The sequence below is a fragment of the Streptomyces sp. NPDC043861 genome (assembly GCF_056435905.1).
In genome coordinates this window covers 271,363-296,221 of sequence record NZ_JBWKDP010000001.1, presented here as the reverse complement: position 1 = coordinate 296,221, position 24,859 = coordinate 271,363, and the positions used below count along the sequence as shown (strand labels likewise).

General features: G+C 72.4%; 19 protein-coding genes and 1 pseudogene. 9 read left to right on the top strand and 11 right to left on the bottom strand.

Features of this window, described 5'->3' with window-relative positions; all coding sequences use genetic code 11:
- Positions 1–268: 268 nt before the first annotated feature.
- Both AC068D_RS01160 and AC068D_RS01155 read right to left on the bottom strand, forming a co-directional pair.
- Positions 269–1,192: a MurR/RpiR family transcriptional regulator gene (locus tag AC068D_RS01160; protein WP_478820812.1), complete on the bottom strand. Its 924-nt coding sequence runs from the start codon at positions 1,190–1,192 to the stop codon at positions 269–271.
- A 564-nt stretch (positions 1,193–1,756) separates the two neighbouring features.
- The gene (locus tag AC068D_RS01155; RefSeq protein WP_478820811.1) at positions 1,757–2,320 is read right to left on the bottom strand and encodes a dihydrofolate reductase family protein; all 564 of its coding nucleotides are present in this window, start codon (positions 2,318–2,320) and stop codon (positions 1,757–1,759) included.
- Positions 2,321–2,493: 173 nt separating this feature from the next.
- Here AC068D_RS01155 and AC068D_RS01150 point away from each other — a divergent pair, with 173 nt between their 5' ends.
- Positions 2,494–4,575 carry a SpoIIE family protein phosphatase gene (locus AC068D_RS01150; RefSeq protein WP_478820810.1) on the top strand — a complete coding sequence of 694 codons (2,082 nt, stop codon included), beginning with the start codon at positions 2,494–2,496 and terminating at the stop codon, positions 4,573–4,575.
- Positions 4,576–4,645: 70 nt separating this feature from the next.
- Here the strand turns inward: AC068D_RS01150 and AC068D_RS01145 are convergent, their stop codons facing one another.
- Positions 4,646–5,131, bottom strand: coding sequence for an SPW repeat protein (locus tag AC068D_RS01145; RefSeq protein WP_478820809.1), 486 nt, complete (start codon positions 5,129–5,131; stop codon positions 4,646–4,648).
- Between the two features lie 156 nt (positions 5,132–5,287).
- Between AC068D_RS01145 and AC068D_RS01140 the strand changes: the two genes are divergently transcribed.
- On the top strand, positions 5,288–5,743 hold the full coding sequence (locus AC068D_RS01140; protein ID WP_478820808.1) for a VOC family protein: 456 nt from the start codon (positions 5,288–5,290) through the stop codon (positions 5,741–5,743).
- Between the two features lie 53 nt (positions 5,744–5,796).
- Here the strand turns inward: AC068D_RS01140 and AC068D_RS01135 are convergent, their stop codons facing one another.
- The 3 genes from AC068D_RS01135 to AC068D_RS01125 all read right to left on the bottom strand — a co-directional run bounded on the left by AC068D_RS01135 (position 5,797) and on the right by AC068D_RS01125 (position 9,826).
- The gene (locus tag AC068D_RS01135; RefSeq protein ID WP_478820807.1) at positions 5,797–6,447 is read right to left on the bottom strand and encodes a hypothetical protein; all 651 of its coding nucleotides are present in this window, start codon (positions 6,445–6,447) and stop codon (positions 5,797–5,799) included.
- Between the two features lie 74 nt (positions 6,448–6,521).
- Positions 6,522–8,177, bottom strand: coding sequence for an amidohydrolase (locus AC068D_RS01130; protein WP_478820806.1), 1,656 nt, complete (start codon positions 8,175–8,177; stop codon positions 6,522–6,524).
- Positions 8,178–8,302: 125 nt separating this feature from the next.
- The gene (locus AC068D_RS01125; protein ID WP_478820805.1) at positions 8,303–9,826 is read right to left on the bottom strand and encodes an APC family permease; all 1,524 of its coding nucleotides are present in this window, start codon (positions 9,824–9,826) and stop codon (positions 8,303–8,305) included.
- A 116-nt stretch (positions 9,827–9,942) separates the two neighbouring features.
- Here AC068D_RS01125 and AC068D_RS01120 point away from each other — a divergent pair, with 116 nt between their 5' ends.
- Positions 9,943–10,680: a TetR/AcrR family transcriptional regulator gene (locus AC068D_RS01120; RefSeq protein ID WP_478820804.1), complete on the top strand. Its 738-nt coding sequence runs from the start codon at positions 9,943–9,945 to the stop codon at positions 10,678–10,680.
- Here AC068D_RS01120 and AC068D_RS01115 read toward each other — a convergent pair.
- Positions 10,610–11,521, bottom strand: a complete 912-nt coding sequence (locus AC068D_RS01115) for a DMT family transporter (RefSeq protein ID WP_478820803.1) — start codon at positions 11,519–11,521, stop codon at positions 10,610–10,612. The genes AC068D_RS01120 and AC068D_RS01115 overlap by 71 nt on opposite strands.
- A 173-nt stretch (positions 11,522–11,694) precedes the next feature.
- Between AC068D_RS01115 and AC068D_RS01110 the strand changes: the two genes are divergently transcribed.
- The 5 genes and pseudogenes from AC068D_RS01110 to AC068D_RS01090 all read left to right on the top strand — a co-directional run.
- Positions 11,695–11,928 (top strand): hypothetical protein, encoded by a 234-nt coding sequence (locus tag AC068D_RS01110; protein WP_478820802.1) that lies wholly within the window; start codon positions 11,695–11,697, stop codon positions 11,926–11,928.
- Complete coding sequence (locus AC068D_RS01105; RefSeq protein ID WP_478820801.1) at positions 11,925–14,102, top strand: FUSC family protein; 2,178 nt, start codon at positions 11,925–11,927, stop codon at positions 14,100–14,102. The genes AC068D_RS01110 and AC068D_RS01105 overlap by 4 nt, the downstream gene beginning before the upstream one ends.
- A 10-nt stretch (positions 14,103–14,112) precedes the next feature.
- Positions 14,113–15,240, top strand: coding sequence for a PP2C family protein-serine/threonine phosphatase (locus AC068D_RS01100; RefSeq protein WP_478820800.1), 1,128 nt, complete (start codon positions 14,113–14,115; stop codon positions 15,238–15,240).
- An 82-nt stretch (positions 15,241–15,322) separates the two neighbouring features.
- Entirely contained in the window at positions 15,323–17,017 is a 1,695-nt protein-coding gene (locus AC068D_RS01095) for a SpoIIE family protein phosphatase (RefSeq protein ID WP_478820799.1), read from the top strand.
- A 211-nt stretch (positions 17,018–17,228) separates the two neighbouring features.
- Positions 17,229–17,417, top strand: a pseudogene (locus tag AC068D_RS01090) (IS5/IS1182 family transposase); the annotation flags it as partial.
- A 13-nt stretch (positions 17,418–17,430) separates the two neighbouring features.
- On the opposite strand, the gene AC068D_RS01085 reads toward AC068D_RS01090, so the two are convergent.
- A complete protein-coding gene (locus AC068D_RS01085) occupies positions 17,431–18,867 on the bottom strand; it encodes a DUF6777 domain-containing protein (RefSeq protein WP_478820798.1) in 1,437 nt (478 codons plus the stop codon).
- Positions 18,868–19,100: 233 nt separating this feature from the next.
- Here AC068D_RS01085 and AC068D_RS01080 point away from each other — a divergent pair, with 233 nt between their 5' ends.
- On the top strand, positions 19,101–20,480 hold the full coding sequence (locus AC068D_RS01080; RefSeq protein WP_478820797.1) for a streptophobe family protein: 1,380 nt from the start codon (positions 19,101–19,103) through the stop codon (positions 20,478–20,480).
- Positions 20,481–20,510: 30 nt separating this feature from the next.
- Here AC068D_RS01080 and AC068D_RS01075 read toward each other — a convergent pair whose 3' ends face one another.
- Genes AC068D_RS01075 through AC068D_RS01065 form a run of 3 tightly spaced genes read right to left on the bottom strand, consistent with a single transcriptional unit; the run spans position 20,511 to position 24,834 of the window.
- Positions 20,511–21,197, bottom strand: a complete 687-nt coding sequence (locus AC068D_RS01075; RefSeq protein ID WP_478820796.1) for a hypothetical protein — start codon at positions 21,195–21,197, stop codon at positions 20,511–20,513.
- 14 nt (positions 21,198–21,211) lie between these two features.
- Positions 21,212–23,626 carry an FHA domain-containing protein gene (locus AC068D_RS01070; protein WP_478820795.1) on the bottom strand — a complete coding sequence of 805 codons (2,415 nt, stop codon included), beginning with the start codon at positions 23,624–23,626 and terminating at the stop codon, positions 21,212–21,214.
- 56 nt (positions 23,627–23,682) lie between these two features.
- On the bottom strand, positions 23,683–24,834 hold the full coding sequence (locus AC068D_RS01065; protein ID WP_478820794.1) for an XdhC family protein: 1,152 nt from the start codon (positions 24,832–24,834) through the stop codon (positions 23,683–23,685).
- Positions 24,835–24,859: the final 25 nt, after the last annotated feature.

Below are 24,859 nucleotides of genomic sequence, written 5' to 3'. Positions count from 1 at the left end.
TTGTCACCGCGCTTCGGCCCGGGAAGTGCGTACCGGCGGACTGCCGGTCGTCACTTTCCCGGCGGCCCCGACCCAGGGGTCGGCCGGGGCTCGCCGGAGCAGGCACTCCGAGGGGAGCGGATTACCTGCAGAACACCGTGGTCCGACGAGGAGGAGTGTCGTCCGGGTGCCAGCACAGTAAATATATATACTGCCAAGTAAGCAAGGGTATGAAAAATTTCATGCTGGCCGACGGCTGAAAGTCATCGCACGCACACCGTCTCCTCCGTCAGTACTCGAGGAAGAAGTCGTGCTGCTCCGCAGCCTGTTCGTACTTCTCCAGCCGGAGCTGGGTGCGCTCGGGGTCTGCGTCGGCCATGGCTTGAAGAATGGCTGCGGACAGCACACCGGGCGCCGCGTAGGAGTCGAAGACCAGCCGGGAACCGGTGCCTGCGTTCAGGGCCACGTCGGCCTCGTCCACGAGCGGGCCGAGCGTCAGGTCGGTGATCAGCGCGACACGCAGGCCCGTGCTGCGGGCGGCGCGCACCGCCGCCAGGGTCTCCTTGGAATGCCGCGGCATGGCGAAGGCCAGCACCCATGTCCCGCCCGCCTCCCGGGACTGGAGGAGCGCGTCGTAGGCCACGCTGCCGCCACGGGAGACCAGACGTACGTCCGGGTGGATCCGGCGCGCCGCATACGCGAAGTACTCCGCCAGCGACTCCGAGATCCGCAGCCCGAGAACCGTCAGCGGGACCGATCTGGCCAGCTCGCGGCCGATGTCCAGCACCTTTTCGGTGTCGGCGAACACACGGCGCAGGCTCTCCAGGTTGGCGATCTCGGCGTCGACGGCCGCCTGGAGCTCGTTGCGCCGTAGCTCGTCCCCCGTGTCCGGGGAGCCGGCGACCGCGCTCAGGGCGATGGGCTGGAGGGCCTCGCGGAGTGCGGGGTAGCCGCTGAAGCCCAGGGACGACGCAAAGCGGGTCACCGAGGGCTGGCTGACACCGACGCGTTCCGCGAGGTCGGTGATCGACAGGAACGCGGCCTCGGTGAGGTGATCGGTGATGTACTGCGCGATGCGCCGCTGCCCAGGAGACAGGCGGTGGCCGCCGAACAGAGCGCGGACCTTGTCCGCGGGGGACGGTTCCGCGTCCTGGGTCTGCCGACCCGGCGTGATCGCGGACGCCTGCGCACGCGCCTGCTGCCCTGATGGCACCGTGTGCCTCCTTCTTGTCCCACTCGTGCTCAACATAGCGCGACCTGCACCGCTATGACCGGGCGGTGGGGCAGGCAACGGTGCACCGGGACGGAAGCCGGTCTCCCGTCGCGACCGTGCACCGGCGGCGGACCGGGGCCGCACCACCGCATCCGCCGCGGCCGGGGCACTTCGGATCCCCACCCGACGCTGTCCGCAGGAAACGGCCTGGTGCGGCGACAGAAGGGGTTCACCGGCTCCCCGGCGCCCTGCGACGGCACTCCCCCGTGGCCCTCCGGACCCGGGAGACACCCCCACGCCGCGACGCCGGACTCGCCCAGTGCGCCCCCGAGGCCGGCCGCCCGGTGGTCAACCGCACCGGACCCGGGAGACACCCCCACGCCGCGACGCCGGACTCGCCCAGTGCGCCCCCGAGGCCGGCCGCCCGGTGGTCGACCGCGCCGGACCCGGGAGACACCCCCACGCCGCGATGCCGGACTCGCCCAGTGCGCCCCCGAGCGCGGCCGCCCGGTGGTCGACTGCGCCGGACGCCGCGGGTCCCCCGGCAGAGCCATCGCGTCCGCCTCACCGGTCGGTCCGGTAGCGGAGCAGCACGATGCCCGATGCGAAGGGCCGGGTCTCCACCAGGCGCAGCTGCGCAATACCGCCGGGCCCTTCGAACAGCCGGCGGCCGTGCCCGAGGACAACGGGGTGCACGAACAGCCGGAACTCGTCGACGAGCCCGGCGGCGACGAGGCCGTGCACCAGGGTCATGCTGCCCGTCGTGACGATGTCCCGGCCCGGGGCGGCCTTCAGCGCCGTGATCTCCTCGCGGAGGCCGCCCCGCAGCACGGTGGTCCGGTCCCATCCGGGTTCGGCCAGCGTGCGGGAGACGACGTACTTCGACACGGTGCCGAGATACTCGGAGATGCCGGTCGTGTCGTCCGTGCGCTTCGGCCAGTAGTCGCGCATCTGCTCGAACGTCACACGACCGACCAGGAACGCGTCGGCCGCGGCCATCTGCGCACGGAGCACCGCTTCGATGTCCGACCGTTCGGCCTCGTCCTCCGCGGCCGGGGCGAACCAGCCTTTCGAGGCGTCGATGACGCCGTCGAGCGTGATGTTCTCGGTGATCACGAGGTCTCTCATACAGTGTCGACCCCGCCGTGCGGCCGGATTCATCGGTCCCCCGCGCGGAGAAAGCCGCACGCGGGGGGTGCGTGTCCATGGTCGCGGAGGGAGTATGGAACGCGCGCGGTCCGGTGGGGTGGGCACGGCCGGCACGAGTACGCCGTGACGGCGGCGGGAGGAGCTGCTTGGGAATGGGTGGCACGGACGCGTTCTCCGCTGGCCCGGCCCCGGTCGGTCACGTGGAGTTCGGGCCTGCCCCGCCGGGCGGCCTGCTGGACGTCCTGCGCATGGCCGCGATCGTGCTGGACGGGGAAGGCCGGATCGCCCTGTGGAGTCCGCAGGCCGAGCAGCTGCTGGGCTACACCTCGCAGGAGGCACTGGGCGAGTTCGCGGCCCAGCTGCTGGTCGCCGATGAGCACCTCGATCTTGTGCTCCAGCTGTTCTCGCAGGTCATGGGCAGCGGCGAGAGCTGGGCCGGTGTCTTCCCGATCCGCCACAAGGACGGCGGCATCCGCCTCCTCGAGATGCGCAACATGCGGCTGCAGGACGAGGACGGCAGCTACTACGCGCTCGGCCTGGCCACCGAGCAGGCGACCCTGCGCCGGGTGGAGCGTGACCTGGCCCTGTCCGTACGCCTTGTGGACCAGTCCCCCATCGGGCTGGCCGTCCTGGACTCGGACCTGCGCTACGTCGCGGTGAACGCGGCACTGGAGCGGGTCAACGGCATCCCGGCGGCCGAGCAGATCGGCCGCCCTGCGGGCGAGACGCTCCCGTTCCGGGACGACGGCACCATCGAGATCGCCATGCGCAAGGTCCTGGACACCGGAACCCCGGTGCTGGACCGGCAGGTCCTGGGCCGGACCCCGGCCGACCCGGACACCGAGCACGCCTGGTCGGTGTCCCTGTACCGGCTGGAGGACCCCGGCGGGCGGATCCTCGGGGTGGCCGCCTCGGTCGTGGACGTCACGGACCGGCACCAGGCCGCCCGGGCGGCCGAACGGGCCAGGCACCGGCTCTCCATGGTCGCCGACGCATCGGTGCGGATCGGCACCACCCTGGACCTGCGGGAGACCGCCAGGGAGCTGGCCGACGTCGCCGTGCCCGAGCTCGCCGACATCGCTGCGGTGGACGTCCTGGACTCCGCGGTCCAGGGCCGCCGGGAGATGATTCCCGCGGGCGGACAGGCGGTCATCCGCGCCCTCGCTGTGGCCGCGACCCATCCCACGCCGGCGGTCCGGGCCGCCGACACCCCCGGCGAACTCGCCAGATACGCGGCCAACCGCCTGGTCACGAAATGCGTGCAGACGGGCGAACCCGTCGTGGTGCCCCATGTGGGCGAAGCGGACCTGCCCAACATCGCGCGGGACGCCGACGCCGCCGTGCTCCTGGCCCAGGCGGGTGTCCATTCGTATCTCGCCGTGCCGCTCATCGCCCGCGGCGAGGTGCTCGGCGCACTGGATCTGAAGCGGTTCCGCAACCCGCTGCCCTTCGACTCGGACGATGTCCTCCTGGCCTCGGAACTCGCCGCCCGGGCGGCGGTGTGCATCGACAACGCCCGCTGGTACCAGCAGCAGCGCAACACCGCGCTGACGCTCCAGCGCAGCCTGCTGCCCCAGAAACCGCCGCCCGTGGTCGGGCTGGAGGTCGCGTCCCGCTACCAGCCGGCCGGCGCAGCGGGGGAGGTCGGCGGCGACTGGTTCGACATCCTGCCGCTCAGCGGTGACCGGACCGCCCTGGTGGTGGGCGACGTCATGGGCAGCGGCATCAACGCCGCCACGGCGATGGGCCAGCTGCGCACGGCCACCAGGACCCTGTCCGTGCTCGACCTCGACCCGGCACAGGTGCTCCGCCACCTCGACGCCATCACCATCGGGCTCGAGTCGTACATCGCCACCTGTCTCTACGCGCTCTACGACCCCCACCAGGGGCAGTGCACCATTGCCACCGCCGGCCATCTGCCTCCGGTCCTGGTACGGCCCGGCAGCCCGCCGCGGCTACTCGAACTGCCCACCGGCGCTCCGCTCGGCGTCGGCGGCGTCCCGTTCCGTGCCGTCACGGTCGACCTCGCCCCCGGCGACCGGCTCGTGCTCTACACCGACGGGCTCGTCGAAACCCGCGACCAGGACATCGATGTCCGCCTGGAGGTGCTGCTCGGCCTGCTCGACGACCCGCATCCAGGGCTGGAGGAGACCTGCGACCGGCTCCTCGAGTCACTGCGGCCGGGCACCGGCCAGGACGATGTGGCGCTGCTGATCGCCCGTGTGCGCGACTGAAGAGGGCCCGGCGCACAGATGGGGGTCCCGGCCCTGCGGGGGCCGGGACCTTCCTGAAGGAGGGGGCGTGTCACCGCATGGGGTCGATGTTCGAACGGCCACCGCGCATGGGTGCCCGGTAGGAACGACTGCGGCCGTCCGGGCTTCCTTCCGTCATGGCCGCCATGGCCAGCCCCAGGCAGAGGGCCAGGACACCGACGATGACGTTGTTGACGATCGTGCGCGCGACGGCCACATCACCCGCGACGACGAACGGGCTGATGATCGTCCATACGCCGATGGCTATGGCGCACCAGGCCATGGCATGGGTCCGCTCGTACGCCGAGCCGAGCCCGCTCATGCACAGCACATAGGCGACACCGGTGATGAGGTTGCACATGGCCAGCGTGGTCAGGCCGTTGAACCCGGCTATCCACGGAGAGGCCGCCAGGTAGAGGCCCGTGAGCAGGGCCAGAGTCTCTATCGCCTGGGCGCGGGGAGTGCTCGTGGCCCGTTCGAAGCGGGCGCGCATCTCGGCCAGGTCGGGGTGTTGCTCGATGCTCGGGTGTGTGGTCATTGCGGGCCGCCTCCTCGGAAGCGTGAATCAGCCCTTTCACCTGCAATGAAACGCTTTTTGTGCCGTCCCGGTCAACGGTTGCGCAGAAGCTGCCGGACCTGGTTCTCGGACCTGGTTGCCGAACGGGTTGTCGGACCCGTCTGGGATGCTCGCCGCATGGAGACGACACTGCAGTTGACCATCGACTGTGCCGACCCCCGGAGGCTGGTGGCCTTCTGGTGCGAGGCCCTGGGCTATGTGCCGGAACCGCCGCCAGGGGGGCATGCCACCTGGCGGGACTACTGGGCGGACATGGGCGTGCCCGAGGAGGAGCTGACCGACGGCGCCGGGGACACGCCCGAGTCCATCGTCGACCCCGAGGGCCGGGGACCACGGGTGTGGTTCCAGCAGGTTCCCGAGCCGAAGACGGCCAAGAACCGGGTGCATCTGGATCTGAAGGTCGGCGGCGGCCGTGGGGTACCGGTCGCGGTCCGTACGCAGCGGGTCACGAGCACCGTGGAGCGGCTGACGAAGGCCGGCGCCACCGTGCTGCGCACCATGGACGAGCCGGACATGGAGTACTACGCCGTGGTGCTCCAGGACCCCGAGGGCAACGAGTTCTGCGTCGTGTGACGGCGCGCGCGCCGCTCCACCGTGCCGTCGAGGGACCGGCGGAGCGGCGGGCCTCAGCCGTTGACCTCGAACGCCAGGGCGATCACCAGCCCCACCGCGGCGAGTGCCCCGATCATGCCGACGCGGTACGTGGTGCGCCGCAGCCACCGCGGCCGCCGTTCGGGGTCCGGCCACACCAGCTGATGGACGACCAGCAGCAGTCCCAGACCGAATCCGCACAGGCCGAGGAGCGCCACGGCACCCGGCAGGAACATGCCGCTGCCGAACATCCATGCCTGGCCGTCGAGATGGCGCACCGCCACGGAGGTCGGCCGGTCACCCTTGCACCACCAGGGCCGGTCCGGCCGGTCGCCGTGGCACCGGCTCCCCGGCCGCGGCGGCACGTACGCCTCGCCGGCACCGCCCTTGAGGATGACGTGACCGATCTCCGGTCCGCCGTCGTCCGGGCGGAAGGTGCCGGAGCACCAGTGCGTTCGGACGACGCCACGGTCGGCCGAGGCCGACGTGACGTCCACGCACTTCTCGACCGCCAGTCGGCCCGGGGTGCCGACCCACCCGGCACCGGCGAGAACCTTCGCGCCGAAGAGCACCGCCGCCATCAGCCCGCCGATGGCGAGGGACACCCCGACATAGGCGAAAACGCCCCGAACCACCAGAGGGGCCCGGTCGGCCGTGGCGGCGGACCCCCCGTCCTCTGCTGCCATGCCGTCACGGTAGGCGCGGCACTGACCCGCTGTCAGCAGGTCCGGTCGCCCCGGCCGTCCGGCCCGCCTCCTTCTCAGGCGTCGGGCATTGCGTGGACCCGTTCTCCCCCGACGTAGGTGAGCGCGACCCTGGTCTCCGCGATGGCCCCGGGCGGCCCCTGGTACGGGTCGCGGTCCAGCACGATCAGATCGGCGAGCGCCCCGGTGCGGACGGCTCCGCTGTCGTCGAGGTGGTTCACATGGGCCGAGCCCGCGGTGTACGCGGTGAGTGCGGTGGTCAGATCGATGCGTTCGTCGGGCAGGAACACCGGGCCGTTCCCGCCCGGAAGCACGCGGTTGACGGCGACATGGATGCCCTGGATGGGGTCCGGGCTGCTGACCGGCCAGTCGCTGCCCGCGGCGAGGGTTGCCCCGGAGCGCAGCAGTGCGCCGAACGGGTACTGCTGCGCGGCGCGTTCCGGCCCGAGGAACGGGATGGTCAGTTCGTCCATCTGCGGTTCGTGGGCGGCCCACAGCGGTTGAACGGTGGCCGTGGCACCGAGGCGGCGGAACCGGGGAACGTCATCGGGGTGAACGATCTGAAGGTGGGCCAGATGCGGGCGGGTGTCGGTCCTGCCGTTGGCGGCCCTCGCGGCCTCGACCGCGTCCAGGGCGTCCCGCACGGCGCGGTCGCCGAGGGCATGGAAGTGCGCCTGGAAACCGAGCCGGTCCAACTCGGTTACACAGGAGCCCAGTCGTGCCGGGTCGACAAAACTGGTGCCGCGGTTGGCAGTGGCGCAGCCGCAGCGGTCGAGATAAGGGTCCAGGAGCGCGGCGGTGCCGGTCTCGGCGACACCGTCCAGCATGAGTTTGACGCTGGTGGCGCGGAAGCGGCCGTGGGTGAGCGCGGCCCTGCGCTCGACGAGCTCGGGGATCTGCTCCGCCCCGCGGTCGCGGTCCCACCACAGGGCGCCGACGACACGGGCGGTGAGCAGCCCGTCGCGGGCGGCCGCAAGATAGGCGCCGGAAGGGTCGTCCATGCCGAGGAAGTCACCGACGAGCGCGTCCTGCCATGCGGTGATTCCGAGGGCGTGCAGATGCTGCTGGGCGAACAGGAGCGCGGCGAGCCGGTCGGCGGCCGTGGCCGGGGGTGTGAGACGGGCGACCAGCTGCATGGCTCCTTCCTGGAGCATGCCCGTGGGCTCGCCCGAGGCATCGCGCTCGATCCTGCCGTCGGCCGGGTCGGGGGTGTCCCGGGTGACTCCGGCGAGCCTCAGGGCCGCACTGTTCGCCCAGGCGCCGTGGTGGTCCCGGTTCGGCAGATAGACCGGCCGGCCGGGGACGACCGCGTCGAGCAGCTCCTTCGTCGGCGTACCGCCCTCGAAGGCCTCCATGGACCAGCCGCCGCCGGTGATCCACTCCCGGTCGGGGTGGGCGGTGGCGTATGCGCGCACGGCGGCGAGGGTGTCGTCCGCGGTCCTCGCTCCGGTGAGGTCGCACTGGGTCAGCTCCAACCCGGCCGGCACGGGGTGCACATGGGCGTCCTGGAAGCCGGGCATCAGCAACCGGCCCGCGAGGTCGACGACTTCGGTCCGCCGACCGGCCAGGTCCCTTACGGCGCCGTCGTCATGTGTGACCGCGGTGATGCGACCGCCGGTGACGGCGACCGTGGCCGAGCGGCCGTCGGGGGCGGCGCCGGGGGTGAGGACGGGGCCGCCCGTGAATACGAGGTCGGCGTGACGGGGGTGCATACGACGTCCGTTTCGGTCGTGGGGTGTTCGCTTGTCGGGGGGTCGGGAGGCCGGGGGCGGGGGGCCGGGGATGAGTCCTGTCCGGGCATCGGCCGCCGGGCGCCCGGTCGTCGGGAGTGCTGCCGTCAGGAGGTGGTGGTCGCCGACTCGGTGGTGAGCAGTGTGACGGCGTCGGCGTCCGTGCCACGACCGGTGCGGAAGTACGGTGATCTGCGCACCCATTTGGCCCAGGCCGCCACCACGACACCGGAGGCAACCATCAGTGCCGGGGCCAGCAGCATGAACCAGCCGTTGTCGGGGCTGACGTCGAAGTGGTCGGTGGAGGTGGCGAAGCTCCAGGCGAGGTAGCAGCCCAGGGCGAGGAGCGCCGCACCGCTCAGGGCGGGCAGGACCACGGTGCGCACGCCCTGCCATGGGGCCTCGCGCAGCAGCCCGCGGAACCTGACGGCCGCGGCGAGGGCGATCAGCGCATAGGACAGGGCAACGACGATGCCGATGGCGTTGACCGACGCCAGGATCATGTCGCCGAGCCTCGGGACGACCAGCGCCAGCACGGCCACGGCGGCGGCGAGCGCCCCGATGAGCAGCGTCCCGGCGGCGGGTGTTCCGTAGCGGTAGCTGACCCTGGCCCACACGGGGCCGAGAGTACGGTCCCGGCTCATCGCGAACATCCCGCGGGCCGCGGGGATCACGCCCGACTGGAGCGAAGCGACGGCCGAGAACATGAGGGCGACGAGCGGCAGCGCGGCCAGCGGCTGGGAGGCCAGCCGTTCGCCGAAGAAGGCGAGTCCTTGGGCCCCGTGGGCAGCCAGCTCCTCCTCGCTCAGGACGCGCTGGAAGGCCACCGAGCCGATCAGGAAGAGCACCAGCATCGTGAACAGCGTGGTGAGCCCGGCACGGGATGCGTCGCGGGGCTCACGGACCTCCTCGTTCACGCTGAACGCCGCCTCGAACCCCCAGTAGCAGAACACCGAGAGCAGCAGCCCCTGCGCGAGCGCGGATGCGGACGGAATGGCGAACGGGTTGAACCACTCGAGGCTGAAGGCATGGGGTCCCACGACGATGCCGTAGCCGCAGAACCCGAGCAGGACGAGGTACTCGAAGACCAGAAGCCATCCCTGCAGCCGGGCGGCCGCCCGGACGCCGGTCACGGCCGTGAGGGTGACGGCGGCGAGTACGAGGATGCCGACCGCCGTCGTCTGGGCCGTTGAGCCCGGGTCCAGTTCGAGTCCCGCCACGGTGCGGAGCCCTGCGAGTCCGGCGAGCTGGAGAATCGCGGACCCGGTGACGGCGGTGGTGTAGGCGAGGAAGACGACGGTGGTGGCGAACGCCGTCCAGCCGACGAGGAAGCCGAGCCAGGGGGTGAGCGAACGGCCCACCCACACATAGCCGTTGCCGGCGTTGGGCTCAACCCGGTTGAGCCGGGAGAACGCACCGGCGATACCGAGGACGGGCAGAAAGGCCACCAGCATGATCGCGGGCAGATGCAGCCCGACCACTGCGGCGGTGACGCCGAGGCCGATGCCGATGCTGGTGGTCGCCGCCGTGCTGGAGGCGGCGATCGCGACGCCGTCGACGACGCCGAGGGACTTGCGCAGGGAGGCGGGCGCGGGAGGGTCCGCGCCGTAAGGGTTCTTCGTCACTGTCATGACAGCTCCGCTCGCACCGAAGGGACCTGACCGGCCCCGGTGACCGCACATGAAACTGGCGACGCCCTTCACAGGTCAATGGCGTTGTCATAAGGTGCCGAGTGAGGAGGACGCCGATGAGCGAACGCGTCGTACCCCCTTCGGCCAGGCGGCGCAGGCGCCCGACCAAGCAGGGCGTCGTGCTGTCCGAGGAGCTGATCGTGGAGACGGCCCTACGGCTCCTGAAGGAGCACGGCGCCGACGCCCTGACCGTGCGCCGTCTCGGTCTCGCGCTCGGGGCCGACCCCAGCGCCCTGTACCGGTACTTCAGGGACACCGACGAGCTGCTGCTGGCCATCGCCGACCAGCTGATCGGCCGTACGCTGCGCACCTGGCGCCCGACCGGCGACTGGCGCGCCGACCTGAGGGCGCTGGGTCTGCGCATGCATGCCGACTATCTCGCCCATCCCCAGGCGGCGGTGCTCAGCGCCTGCCGGGTGACGGGCCGTCTCCATGAGATCCAGGCGGTGGAGACGATGATCGGCATCCTGCGCGAGGCCGGGTTCCCCGACGCCGAGGCAGTACGGATCTACCACGCCTTCGTCGACCAGACCCTCGCGTTCGCGGCGCTGGACGCTGCGGCGGCGGCGCTGCCCGGAACGGCCCGCGAGGCGGACGAGGCGGCGTGGCGGGACAGATATGCCAGGCTGCCCTCCGAGACGCACCCCCATATCGCCGCAACCGCACGGCACTTGGTGGCGGACATGAATCTCAGCGCCTATCCGAGGGCGCTGGACATGCTGCTCACGGCGGCGGCTGCGCGGCTCGAGGAGGTGCATCGGCCCGCTCGTCGGGCGCGACCAGGGACTGAGTGAGCGGGATACGGGCGAGGGCGACCGCGCCCGCCGCGATCAGTGCGAAGCCGAGCAACTGCGGCAGGAGCCACCAGCCGGAGCGGACCTGCTCCTCGTACACGGCGACGCCGAGTGCGAGGCTCACCAGGGCGTCGCCCAGGGTGATCGCCGGCTGGGAGGCGACCAGGGGGCCCGCCTGCATCGCGTTCTGGAGCAGGAACAGCGCCCCCGCGCCGGCCGCGGCGAAGGCATAGGTCTGCCATGCGGTGAAGAATGCCGCAACCCCGAAGTCGTCCAGGACGTGGGTCGCTTCCTTCATCAGCGCGGCGGTGAGTGCGAAGCAGATCGCGGTGGCCGTACCCAGACAGGCCGCCCTGGCCCGGCCCTGAGGCCGTCTCAGCGCCACAGCGGCGAGCACCACGACCGCCCCCACGCAGACGGCGAGGGCGGGCACCCAGCGATCCATGGGGACATGCGTGCGATTGCCGGTGGGTGACAGGGCTGCCAGGGCGATTCCCAGCCCCACGACCACAAAGGTGACGGCCACCCACCCGGTGCGCGCCAGGTGCCGGCGCATCAGGAGCGAGGCGACGATCAGGGTGAGCGGCAGTTCGAGGACGAACAGGGGCTGAACGACCGTCAGCGGCCCGGTGTTCAGGGCGAGTGCCTGGCAGACCCCCGCGGCGATGACGGCGAGGATCCCGGCCAGCCACACCGGGCGCTTCAGCAGATCGAGCATCAGCCCCGCGCGAAAACCCTGGGAGCTGGGCACACTCGTCGCGGCCTGGCGCTGCAGCACCGTGGCAACGGCGTTGCTGAGGGCCGCGGCAAGAGCGAAGAGAACGGGGAGGAGGAAATGCACCGTACGACCTCCCGCCTCCGCCTCGCGTTTGCTGCCATCGTGGCCCGGTCTCCTTCCCCGCGCGATCCGAAGGGCCGGGCTGCGGACCGAACGGCATCGCCCCACAATGGGAGCAGGTCGCACGCCCGGCCCACTCACGACGCCTGACGGCGCCGGCCGAGAGGAACGTGCCCATGCGCACTGAGTCGTCGTCGGCCGCGCGGACGGGGGCCCGCATCCCGGTCACGGTCGCGCACAGCCACACCCAGGTCGACTTCTTCGCGCTCATCCCCGCCGTCCGAGCCGTTCCTCGGTACTGCCGTGTCGTCACCCCGCCGGCCGGTTGCGCCGTGCGGCGTGCGGTGCGGCCGCCGCCACGATCCCCGCGTGGGGCGCCCGTCACCTCCCCGGCCGGGGAGGTGACGTGAAGACCGGGCCGGAGCGGACCGCGATCCTGCGCCGGTCGGTGCGCGTCACGGTCGCCACCAGCGTGGGGTTCTACGCCTTCCTGTACGGGTTCCACGAACCCGTGGTCGCGCTGTACGCCCTCTTCGCACCGGTCGCACTCGGAGTCCTCTCGTCGATCCCCGGATCCGGACGCCAGCGGGCCACGGTGATCCTCAAGGCACTGCCCGTAGGGCTGGTGCTGGTCACACTCGGCACCGCGCTGGCGATCAGCACCTGGGCGGCCGTGCTCGGGATGCTCGTCGTCGGCTTCCTCCTGGCCTTCGCCGCGGTTGCGGGCCCCCGCCCGGCCGGTGCGGCTCCCGGGCTGCAGCTCTTCTACATCCTGGCGTGCTTCCCGCCCTACGCCCCGGACACCCTCGGCCTCCGGCTGGCCGGCCTCACCGCGGGCGTCCTGCTGCTCGCCGTGTGCGAGGTGTTCCTCCTCCCCGACCCGGCACCCGTCTCCTACCGGTCCCGACTGGCGGAGGCACTTGCACGCGCGGCCGCCGCCGCCGACCACCCCACCGGCGCCTCGTCCGAGCAGCTGCATGCCACCGGCGACGGTCTGCGCTTCTCCAAGCTGCCTCCGGCCGAACGTCCGGCAGGCCCCGGCCGACGGGACCGCGCGCTGTCCCAGGCGGGCTCCGCGGTCCGCCGGCTCCTCGACCAGCTGGCCCACCTCGTGGACATCAGCAGTGCCTCCCGTCAGCCCGGCACGGCCCCGGCCTCCGGCCCCCCTGCGCAGCCCGCCACCGGGCCGGCGCCCGTCGGCGAGGCGGATCCCGCTCACGCCGCCGGCAGCGCGCTGCTGCACCGGGTCGCTGCCCTGTGCAGCGCGACCTCGGCCGCCCTGCGCGACGGCCGTCCGCCGCCGCGGCCCGGGGCGCTGGAGGAGGCGATGCACGACTTCCAGCAGCTGCGGATCGAACAGGCGACCGGTTTGTCCGATGCCGTACCGCCGGTGGCCGTACTACGCAGGCAGGCCGGAGTCCTGGGCATCGCGGAGTCCGCGCGGATCGTCGAGACCGCCGTACGGGTGGGGACGGACGGCCGGCGGACAGGGCCCATACCACCGCGGGAGCTGTTCTGGTACGCCGAGACGAGCACCCCGGTGCTGTGGGCAAGGCGCCTCACCGGCAATATGACGATCCGATCCGTGCAGTTCCAGAACGCGGTGCGGATCGCGCTCGGGCTGAGCGCGGCGCGGCTGGTGGCGGGATCGCTCGATCTGGCCCACGGATTCTGGGTTCTGCTCGTGGTGCTGACACTGGGCCGGACCACCGCCGGGGAGACCTGGCAGGCCGTGCGCAAGGCAGTCTTCGGAAACCTGGTGGGCGCCGTGGCCGCGGGGGCACTGCTGATCGGGTTCGGACAGCACACCGATGCGTACGCGGCGTTCCTGGTACCCGGCATGCTGGCGGCTTTCGCGCTGGGGCCGCTGCTGGGGATCGCCTGGGCGCAGGCGCTGTTCACGCTCGTCGTGGCGTCGGCGTTCGCCCAGATAGCCCCGGCCTCCTGGCAGCTGGCCGAGGAACGCATCATCGACGTCGTGACGGGCAGTGCGGTGGGACTGCTGTGCGGGCTGCTCGCCTGGCCCGCCGGCGCCCGGCGGGAGGTACGCAGAACCATGGCCGGCCTGATCCGGTCCTGCGGTCCGCTGATCACGGGAACGGTCCGCGTGCTCCTCACCACCCCGCCGGGCGCCGAGCCACCGCCGTCCACCATGCCGGCGTTGCGCCGGCTGCGGCTTGCGGAGGCCGCGTACGCGCAGTTCCGGAGCGAGCCGGCGAGCGCCCCGTCCGCCCCGGTCGCCGACTGGCACGCTCTGCTCATCACCGCGAATCAGATCCTGCTGGGCGTGCTGTGGCTCCCCCGCATGGACGTACCCCGGGTCACCGTTCCGCCCTGCGCCGCCGACTGGGCCCGTACCAGCGCCGCCGATCTGGCCACGACCGCCGACCGGATCGCGGCCCTGGTCGGCAACGACCCGGATCCGCCGCACCTGCCGGATCCGCCCTGCGCCGTACCGGGAGACGCCCCTCCGCTGCCCATGCTGATCGACCTGGAAGTGTGGCTGAGCGGCCTCGCGCGGCAGTTCGCGCGCATCGAGTCCTCGATCCGCGAACCGGACCGGCCCGCCGGGCCCGGATCCTAGGGGTGCCCGCATGCCCTCCGGGAGTGCACGGCCGAAGCGGCGCCCCGCGTTCCTGCGCCGGGGCTGGGTGTGGTGGCTGCCGTTCGTCGCGGTGCTGCTCGACCTGGTCGCGGAGGCCGCCGTCCGTGGCCAGGAACCGGTGAGCTTCCTGCTCATCGGTGTACCGCCGCTTGCCGCCGCGACCCGGGGGCCACGGGGGACGCTCCTGTCGACCTTCGTCTGTCTGGGCCTGCAGATGCTGATGGCAGCCCTGCGCCCCGGTCACTTCGGCGAGGAGCACCATGTCGCGGTGTACTCGGCCACCCTGCTGATCGGGGCGGCCAGCACCGCGCTCGCCTGGCAGCGCGAACGCACGCAGCAGCATCTGATCCGGGCGAATTCCGTGGCCGAGGCGATGCAGCAGACCTTGCTGCGTCCCGTGCCGCGGCGGCTCGGTCCGGTGACGGCCGCCGGGTTCTACTCGGCGGGCGAGGGCGGCACCCTCGTCGGTGGCGATCTGTACGAGGTGGTCACGACGCCCTACGGGGTGCGGGCGCTCATCGGTGACGTCCGGGGAAAGGGGATGGACGCGGTCCAGACCGTCGCCGCGGTGCTGGGCAGCTTCCGGGTCTCCGCCCATGAGTGGGAAAGCCTCAGCAGCCTCGCGGAACGTCTCGAGCTCAGCATCGCCCGCAACGGCTCGGGGGACGGCGAAGGGGACCCCGAGCTGTTCGTGACCGCGCTGTTGCTGGAGTTCCCCCGGTCCGACGGTGAGGTGCGCGTCGTCGACCGCGGGCATCCCGCACCCATCGTCATCGGCCGGCACGGCGCACGGCGGCTGGTGACCTCGCCCGCGCTGCCGCTGGGGCTGGGCGCCATGGCCGCCGGTGAGGAGGCGGTGGCCACGGTGCACTCCCTGAAGCCCGGTGAGGTGATCGTCGTGCACACCGACGGGGTGAGCGAGGCGCGTGACGCGGAGGGCGCCTTCTATCCGGTCCTGGAGAGACTCGCGGAGCGCTTCGGAGGTCACCGGACGCCGGACCCGGAGGCGGTCGTGGCGTTCCTGCGGTCCGACACCGAGCGCTGGTCGGCCCGTTCGGTGCACTCCGACAACGACGACCAGGCCGTGCTCGCGCTGAGGCCGACCGGTCCGGCATAGCACCGTGGTGCCCAGGGGATGCGTGCGGTGAGGCTGGGGGGCAGGCTGGGGTCACCGCCCCGCGAGGGGAGGAGGTGGTCGTGTGGCAGCCGATCGTCGGGACTGGATCCAGGGTCGTCGCGGGCTCCGCACAGCCGAGGCGGACGGCCTCGGCACCCGGGCTCTGGAGGACGTTCTGCGGGACACCACGGCCGGTTTCGCGGTGCTCGGTCCCGATCTGCGCTATCTCTTCGCCAACGACGCCTACTGCCGCATGACCGGGGAGCTGCCGGAGAAGCTCGTGGGCCGCCTCCCCGGCCCGACCGCGGAGCAGTACCTCGGTCCGTCGGAGGTGCTGGCCGGGGTGCGGGACGACGGCATACCGCGGATCCGGGTCGCCGGCCCCGACGGCAGCGGCCACACGACCTGCGTCCGGCTGGAGCGACACGGGACGGCGGCAGGCGTTCTGTGCGTCGTGGTCGAATCCCATGTGCCCGCCCTGCACGAGGAGCCGCAATCGGCCGGGGCCCGCCACGCGACGGCCGACGAGGCCACCGAGCGGATCGGAACCTCGCTCGACGAGGGAACCACATGCCGGGAGCTGGCGGATTTCGTGGGCCGGCGTCTCGCGGACGCCGCCGCGGTCGACGTCGTTCCCACCCCACCGCCGAAGGGCCTTCCGAAGGACCCCGGCCCGGCCGGGATGCTCAGGTCGGCGACCACGGGGACCGTGGACCTCCTCGGCGGCGACGAGCGGGGCCACCGTGTCCGCCATGACTCGGATTCGGCGGCGGCTCGGGCTCTCGCTTCCGGTCTTCCCGCCACCGAGCACCCTAGCCCGGGCGGCGCCACGGTGCTCGCGGTGCCGCTGGCGGAGACCACGGGCAAGGCCCTGGGTGTCGTCCTGCTGGCCCGTGCCCACACCGGGTTCGACCGGGACGACGTCCTCGTCGCCCGGCACGCGGCGCGCCGGGCAGCCGTCTCGATCGCACACGCCCGTGAGCTCGCCGCGGAGCGCCGGACCACGGTCGAGCTGCAGCGCGCCCTGCTGACCGAGCCGGGCAAGCCCCATCCCAATCTGCAGTTCGCAACCCGCTATCTGCCGGTCGGCAGCAGCAATCTGGTCGGCGGGGACTGGTTCGAGACCGTGCGTCTTCACTACGGGCGGACGCTGCTGGTCATGGGCGACGTGATGGGCCACGGGGTCGAGGCAGCCGTCGAGATGAACACCTATCGCGCGATGCTGCGTGACGTCGCCGCGGCCGATCTGCCACCGCACCGGGTGCTGAGGCAGCTCGACATCGCCATCGCCGACACCAGCACCCGACCGGCGACGTGTCTGCTGGTCCGGGTGGACCCGGCGCGGGGCCTCGGGTCGTTCTCCAGTGCGGGGCATCTGCCGCCCGTGGTGTTCACCCACGACGGGGCCGAACTGATCGATGTACCGGCAGGACCGCCGCTCGGCACCGGACTCGGGGGGTACGAACTCGTCACCCGTCAGCTCACTCCGGACGACACACTGCTGCTCTACACCGACGGTCTCGTCGAGCGGCGCGGCGAGGACATCGACGAGTCGCTGGCGCGGCTCACCCGGGTGCGGCTGCCCTGCGCCACACCGGTGGACGAGATGGTGGACGCGGTGGTCAGGGAGCTGGGCGCGGACGACGCCGAGGACGACGTGGCACTGCTGGCGGCCCGTATCCGCCCTCGCCGCGCAGTCCGGTCCGCGGAGGAACAGCCGGTGCACGGCCCGCCCGGCCAGGCCGACGCCGGGGCCGGGGGCCCTCACAGGTCATAGGCGGCCCCTCCCTCCGGTCCACCCGCGGACCGGAGGGAGGCGGCTCATGGGTGGGTGCCGCGTTCCCCCTGCAGGCATGCGACGAGGGCCACGGCGCTCCCCATGGCCTTCGGGGCCGGGAGGTGTCCCACGCGTGGCGTGCCGCGATGCGTCCCGTGTTGGGAGCCCCCTCCCCGGGCTCCGGCAGGTGGGGGCGCTCCCCCGCTGTGCGAAGCGAGGCCGATCCGGCGGCCGGCCGCCAGCCTTCGAGCGCGAGGCATACAAGCAGCGCAACACCGTTGAGCGGTGCACAAACAAGCTCAAGCAGTGGCGCGGTCCGGCCACCCGCTACGACAAGACCGCCACCATCTACCTCGCCGGACTCCACATCGCCGCCATCTTCATCTGGTCGGCGAGGTGATGAAAGAAACGCCCTAGGCCGGCACCGGGGCCGACGGAATGCCGTGCGGCACGTCGGCGGCCGACGGCGGTGCGAGCGACCGGGACCTCGGAGCCCCGGATTCCGGTGCGGGTTCGGACTCCGGCGCAAGGGACTGTGTCCGCGGCTCCTGCGACGGCGGCGACTCCGTCTGCGGCGGCTGTTCCTCCGGCGGGGTTTCGTCCGGGGGCGCGGATTCCTCCGAAGGCGGCTCGGTGGTCGTCCCGTCCGTGGTCGTGCCTTCGGGCGGCGTGCCTCCCGGCGTCCTCGTGCCCGGACTCTTCGGGGAAGGGCTCCCTGGCGCGGTGCCTTCGGCCGATGGCGAGGCGGGGGGCGGGCAGGGGCCCGTGGAGTCGTCGCCCGGAGGGCAGCTCTCCTTCCCCGGCGACTCCCTGTGACTCGAGGACGTGCCGGTCCCGGGCCGGGAAGGGACCTGGGTCGGTGTCAGCGGATCCCTGGGCGGCGGTACGGGCTTGTCGCGGCCGCCCGCGTCGCCACGGTCGCGGGAGAAGTACTCCTCGTCCCCGGGGTCGTACACCACGAAGGAGTCCACGACCCGGGGCGCGGGCTGGACGATCACCACGCGGGACTGCTCGAATCCGGCCCAGGTGTCACCGGTCCGTCTGAGGTTCCCCTGGACCTGGACGGGCGGCTTCAGCGGATTGCCGCAGGCACAGCGCACCCGCGGCACTCCACGGGCGTCGACGAGGACGGCGGTGCCCGTCTGCAGGACCGCCTGGTACGGCCTGGCGGCGCCGTCCTTGAAGCCGTGGTTGGTCACCCGGGTGTCCATCCTCAGCTGGACGGCGGTAAGCGAGCGGAGGTAGCCGGGGACGGCGGACGGCTGGATCCCCAGGGCGGAGGCGAACGCACGGTTCTTCTCGGGCTGGGCAGTGAGGAAGCCGATCTGCTTCTCGGTGTCGCAGCTGGCCGTCCTGAGCGTGCCGCCGTAGAGGCCCGGCGTCGCACCGTCCACACCGCGCACCGCAGTGCCGTCCGGTGACGTGGCCGCGGCCGAGGTCGGCAGCGCCGCGGGCGGGACATCGGTGGTGCCGGCGACCGAGGACCGGGTGAACGGATCGGGTCCGGTCGCGTTCGCGGCCTGCATGAAGATCTCGCCACGGCCCCCTGCCCCGCTTTCCGGGCGGGTGAGGACCACGGCGAGCGCGACCACGGCCACCGCCAGTACGGTGACCGCGGCGATCTTGGGCACCGATCGGTACCAGGGCTCGTGACCACCCCCCTCACCGGCTCCCGGAGGGCCGGTAGGGCCGCCTCCGCCGGACCGCCCCGACCCCGCTCCGCTCGGCGGCCCGCTGGGCGGTCCCGACGGCGGCGGTCCCGATGGCGGCGGTGCCGGCGTCGGCCCCCGGCCCGTGAGCGGGCCGGAAGGAGGTCCTGCGGGTCGGCCTGACGGCGGTCGGTCGCTCACGAGTCGTTCCTCCGGGCGGCGGAGCGCGTCTGCCGCTCCTGTCCCCCCTGCGCCACTATCCCCTCTGTCGCCTCCTGCCCCCAATTGTGTGCTCCGGCTCGGCAGGACCCGCAAGCGGACGTTCCGCCGGGACGGCGGTCCGCCGCGGCGGCAGGGCGGGAGCGGGCGGATCCACGAGCGCGGTCGGACCACCCGGCGCGCGGGGGTCGTCGTCGCTGCTTACGGTGGCAAGCGTGAGTCAGCACCTCGGCAGCGCGAACCAGCGGGGAACCGCCGCCCGTCGCGGCGCCGCAGGCGGGATCCGGGGCTGGGCCGATGCGCTGATCGCGGTCCTCGTGGGCTTCGTCGCCATGATCGTCGTGGCCGCGCTCGGGCTCTGGGCCGCAGGTGCGGCCGATGTCCCGGACAACGCGTTCCCGCACGTCGTCGCAGCCGTGGTCGTCATGGCGGCGGGCGGCTCCGTGAACCTCGCCGGGGACGCGGGGGTCATCGCCGAGTCGCAGGCCGAGCTCACCGTGCTGCCGCTGTCCGTGAGCCTCGCGGGCGCGCTGGTGACCGCCGAGCTGTTCCTGCGTCCCTTGCGCCACCGTGCGGTCGCCGGGACCGGCGAGCTGCTGGGCCGGTTCGCCAGGCTCGCGGTGCTGTGGCTGGCGGCGCTCGCCGGGCTGGCCGTTTTCACCAGGCACACCTTCGAGATCTCGCTCGGTGACTCCCTGCTGAGCGACATCGGCGACCTCCTCGACGCCGCACCGCAGGTCGGATTCGCAGCGGATCCGGGGCCCACACTGTTCTTCGGGCTGCTGTGGCTGATCGGTGTGATCGCGGTGGCGCTCCTGGTGTCGCGCCGGGCGCCGCTGCCGACCCGGCTGGTGCGTTTCCAGGAGTCGGTGCGCCCCGTGGCGTTCGCCATGGTGGCCCTGCTGCTCGCCTATGTCGTCATCGGCCTGTGCGCCGGACTGGTCGTCGCCGCGACGCACGGACACGCCGATCGGACGTTCGCGGTCATCCTGCTCGGGCTGCCGAACCTCGTCTGGCTGTCGCTCACGCTGGGCATCGGCGCGACCTGGGACGGCAAGGTCGAGGGGCTGCTCGGGCTGCCGGTGCCGCAGGTGCTGGACGAGGTGCTCCGTACGCCCGGTGGCTCGACGCTCAGCCTGTCCACGCTCGCCGAGCGCGACGGGCGGGCCTGGTGGCTGCTGGTGCTCGCCGCCGTGCTGCTGCTCGCGGCCGCTTTCCTGATGGCGGCACGGTCACCGGCGAGGATCCGGCCCTGGGAGCACGCCCTCCACATGGGCATCGCCCTGGCCCTCACCGTGCTGGTCGTCTGTCTGCTCGTCCGGGTCTCCGCCGGCTACGGCCTCTCGCTCATCGGGATCGGCGACATCGAGGGCCTGGGCGGCGAGGTCTCCCTGCAGCCGCGCCTGGCGGCGGCGGTCGGCCTCGGACTGGTCTGGGGGGTGGCGGCCGGACTGATCGGCTCGCTGCTGGCCGCTCCTGTGCGGCGCCGCGGCGAGGTGCCGACGGGCTCGCGCAGCGCTCGGACGGGCGGCCCCGGCAAGGACACTCCGCCCGGATCCGGCGACAGTCCGACCGTGGGCGGTCCGCCCACGTAGTACGGCATGCCGCACGCATGGTCGGGAAGCTCACCCGCCGTGTGTCTCACCGCGCCCGCCCCGGGCGCCCGGAGCGGACTCGCCCGGACCGACGATCCGGGTGGACGGCTGACCGGCCACTGTGGGGGGCCGGTGCGCAGCCGCACCTTCCGCCCCGGCCCCGGGTCCGGCGGCGGGGCCGCCCGCGGCGGTCCCGCGCGCCGGTGAACCGGTGCCGTCGTGCGGCGGTGACTCTGCGGCGAAGGTGGCCAGTCTGGTGCCGTCGCAGTACACCCAGCGCTCGTGCTCGGCCTCGTACAGCCACAGGGCCTCTCCGTCGACGACGAGCCCCACCCGCAGGCCGTGGGTGCTTCGCTGGAAGGTCTCCCCGTCCGACTGTCCCGCGGCCAGCGCCTCCGCCGCGCGCCGGTACCCGGCCAGCGCCTCCTCGGCACGGGCGAGCAGCGGCCGGGGGTCCGCCGTGCGGGCGGCCGGCTGCCCGGGGGCCGGCGGGGACTGCGGTACGGCGACGAGGAGCCGGGCATCGACCCAGGCCGACCAGCCGTTGGCGCACATGACGCGCCCCCACTCACCGCGCCGGTCGACGAGTTCGACCGGCAGGAAGGGGTCGAGCGGCGCACTGGGGCGACTGACGTCGGGGGCCTCCCAGGTGGGCAGCCCATCGCCGGGGACGACATGGGTGGGCTCGAACCCGGGCACGGAAACGGCATCGCTCATGTCGCCACCGCCCTCTACTTCCGCATGATCGCGGGCTCATGACGTCGCAGCATCCGCGCGATGGCGAACCACAGGACGACACAGAGCGCGACCATCATGCCCATGTTCACCAGCCATACCGCGACGGAATGGTCGAACCTCGGATCGGCGGTGTCGGGCCCCGGCACGATGCGGGCGATGTCGACCGTACCGGCCATGGCTCCGTAGGCCCACCGGGCAGGTACCAGCCATGCCAGCTGCTCCAGGACCAGCGCTCCGTTCAGCTTCATCAGAGCACCGCAGAAGACGACCTGGATCATGGTGAGGAGCACCAGCAACGGCATGGTGACCTCTTCCTTGGGCACCAGGGCGGAGACCAGGAGGCCGAACATCATGGCGGTGAACGACAGCAGGGCGACGGCCACGGTGATCTCGATCAGCGGTGGCAGCAGGACGCCCTGGCCGCCGGGCGCACTGAGGTCGACGCCGAACAGTCCGACGAGGGTGAGCACGATCGACTGCGCGACCGTGACGGTGCCCAGAACCACCACCTTCGACATCAGATAGGCGGAACGGGAGAGTCCGACGGCGCGCTCACGCCGGTAGATGACCCGTTCCTTGACGAGCTCACGCACCGCGTTCGCCGCGCCGATCAGCACCCCGCCCACGCACAGGACGAGGAGCGCGTCTATCGCGGTCTCCACGGTGAACTTGCTCTCGGCCAGGCCCCGGGCCATGGCGCCCATCCCGAACGGCAGCCCGACCATGATGAGGATGAAGGTGCGGTCGGCGCTCAGCACGGACGCGTAGCGCCGTACCAGCGTGCTCAGTTGAGCACCCCAGCTCTGTGCGGTGGGCGGGGGCGGGGTGAGACCCTGGGGCGCGCGATCGCGGTCGAGCCTGGGCTGCAGGGTCGATTCGATGTACTGGTGGTGGTGGGGCGACGCCCGGTACTTCCCCGCCCAGTCGCGTCGGCGGTCGTTCTCGAACGCCTCGAAGGCCTCGGGCCAGTGCTCGAAACCGAAGAACGAGAGGGCGTCCGAGGGCGGTCCGTAGAAGGCGACCCGGCCACCCGGCGCAAGGACCAGCAGCCGGTCGCAGACGTCCAGGCTGAGCACGCTGTGGGTGACCACGATGACGGTGCGGCCGTCGTCGGCGAGACCGCGCAGCATGTGCATGACCGACCGGTCCATGCCGGGATCGAGTCCCGAGGTCGGCTCGTCGAGGAACAGCAGCGACGGTTTCGTCAGCAGCTCCAGAGCGACGCTGACCCGCTTGCGCTGACCGCCGGAGAGACTGTGGATGGGCAGGTCCGCACGCTGTTCCAGGCCGAGCTCCCGGATGACCTCCTCGACCCTGGCCTCGCGTTCGGTCTGCGCGGTGTCACCGGGAAAGCGCAGTTCGGCGGCGTACTGGAGCGCCCTGCGCACGGTGAGCTGGACGTGCAGGATGTCGTCCTGCGGTACGAGTCCGATGCGCTGCCGCAGCTCGGCGTAGTCGTGGTAGAGGTCACGGCCGTCGTAGAGGACCGTGCCCTGGTCGGCGGGGCGGAGCCCGGTGAGCGCGTTCAGCAGTGTGGACTTGCCGGCGCCGCTCGGTCCGACCACGGCGAGCAGGCACCTCTCGCCGACGGGGAAGGAGACGTGGTCGAGCAGGACCTTGCGGCCGCCGTCCACCGCGACGGCGAGGTCCTGGACGTCCAGCGACACCTCGCCGGAGTCGACGAACTCCTGCAGCTGGTCACCGACCAGGCAGAAGGCGGAGTGGCCGATGCCGACGATGTCGTCCGGGGAGATCATGGCGTGGCCCACGCGCAGGCCGTTGAGATAGGTGCCGTTGTGGCTGCCGAGGTCGACGATCTCGTACGTACCGTCCGGGTGGACGCGCAGTTCGGCGTGCCGGCGGGAGACGGTGAGGTCGTCGACGACGAGGTCGTTCTCGGGGGCACGACCGATCCGGACGGCCCGGGTCGGCAGCGGGCGCACCGATGTGGGCCGGCGGAACGTACCGGTGGCAGCGGGCACCGACACGGCGGAGGGGCGTGCACCGACCGGACGGTCGCCCGGGAGGCTCCCGTCGACGGGAGACACGTCGGTGGGGGGCCCGCGGGTGGGCTCGGGGGGCGGCTCCGGGGGCCCGACGAGTTCGGCCCGCGGACCGTCGGCCGGATTGCCGAAGCGGATGACGCTGCCGGGCCCGACGTCCCATTCACGGACGCGGTGGCCGTCGGCGTAGGTGCCGTTGGTGCTGTTCTCGTCGAGGAGGGTCCAGTGTCCGGCTTCACTGCGCAGTACGGCGTGATGCCAGGAAACCCGTGCGTCGTCCAGCACGATCTCGCTCAGGGGGTCCCGCCCGACGTGGTAGTCGTGGCCGGGACTCATCACCGTCGAGCCCCCGTCGGTTTCGAGGACAAGCTCGGGTGCGTTCGGCACGACGGGACGCTCTCCCATAGGGCAATGCTAACTTTTTGCCCCTTTCGTCGCCCGATGGGGTAAGCCCTGCCCCCTCAGGCGACCGACCCGATGACCCCGGCCGGTACGCGCGGACCGTCGTGGTGGATCGGGGTGTGCGCGCCGGTCAGGGACGCTCCGCTGCCGCCCCGGCGGTCGGCGACGATCTCCGCCGCGATCGACAGCGCCGTCTCCTCGGGTGTCCTGGCGCCGAGGTCGAGGCCGATGGGCGAGCGCAGCCGGGCGAGCTCCAGCTCGGTGACGCCGACCTGCCGCAGCCGCCTGTTGCGGTCCTCGTGGGTCCGGCGGGAGCCCATCGCACCCACGTAGGCGACGGGAAGCCTCAACGCCAGCTCCAGCAGGGGCACGTCGAACTTTGCGTCATGGGTGAGGACGCACAGCACGGTGCGGCCGTCGACCTCGGCCGACTCCAGATATCTGTGCGGCCAGTCGACCACGATCTCGTCCGCCTCCGGGAAGCGGGGCTTCGTCGCGAAGACGGGCCGTGCGTCGCACACGGTCACGTGGTAGCCGAGGAACTTCCCCACCCGCACCAGTGCCGACGCGAAGTCGATGGCGCCGAACACGATCATGCGCGGCGCGGGAACGCTGGACTCGACCAGCAGGGTGAGCGGCTGCCCGCAGCGGGAGCCGTCCTCGCCGATCACGACGGTTCCGGTACGGCCCGCGTCCAGCATGGCGCGCGCCTCGGCGGCCGCGGTGCGGTCCAGCCCGGGGTGCCCGCCCAGTGCGCCTTCGTACGCACCGTCCGCACGGACCAGCAGGGCGCGGCCCATGAGCTCGTCCGGCCCCTGCCCGATCCGCGCGAGCGCCGCGGCCCGGCCGTCGGCGGCGGCGGCCAGCGCAGCCGCGACCACCCCTCTCACGGGATCGTGCGCACGTACCGGGGTGACGAGGATGTCGATGATGCCGCCGCAGGTCAGGCCCACGGCAAAGGCGTCCTCGTCGCTGTACCCGAAGCGCTCCAGGACGGTCATGCCGTCCTGGAGCGCCTGCCGGCACAGCTCGTAGACCGCGCCCTCCACGCATCCGCCGGAGACCGACCCGATCGCCGTGCCCTCGTCGTCGACGGCGAGGGCTGCACCCGGCTGCCGGGGCGCGCTGCCGCCGACCGCCACCACGGTGGCGACGGCGAAGTCGCGTCCCTGCTCGACCCACCGGTGCAGCTCGTCGGCGATGTCCAGCATGTCGGTCTCCTCACGGGTCTGTGGA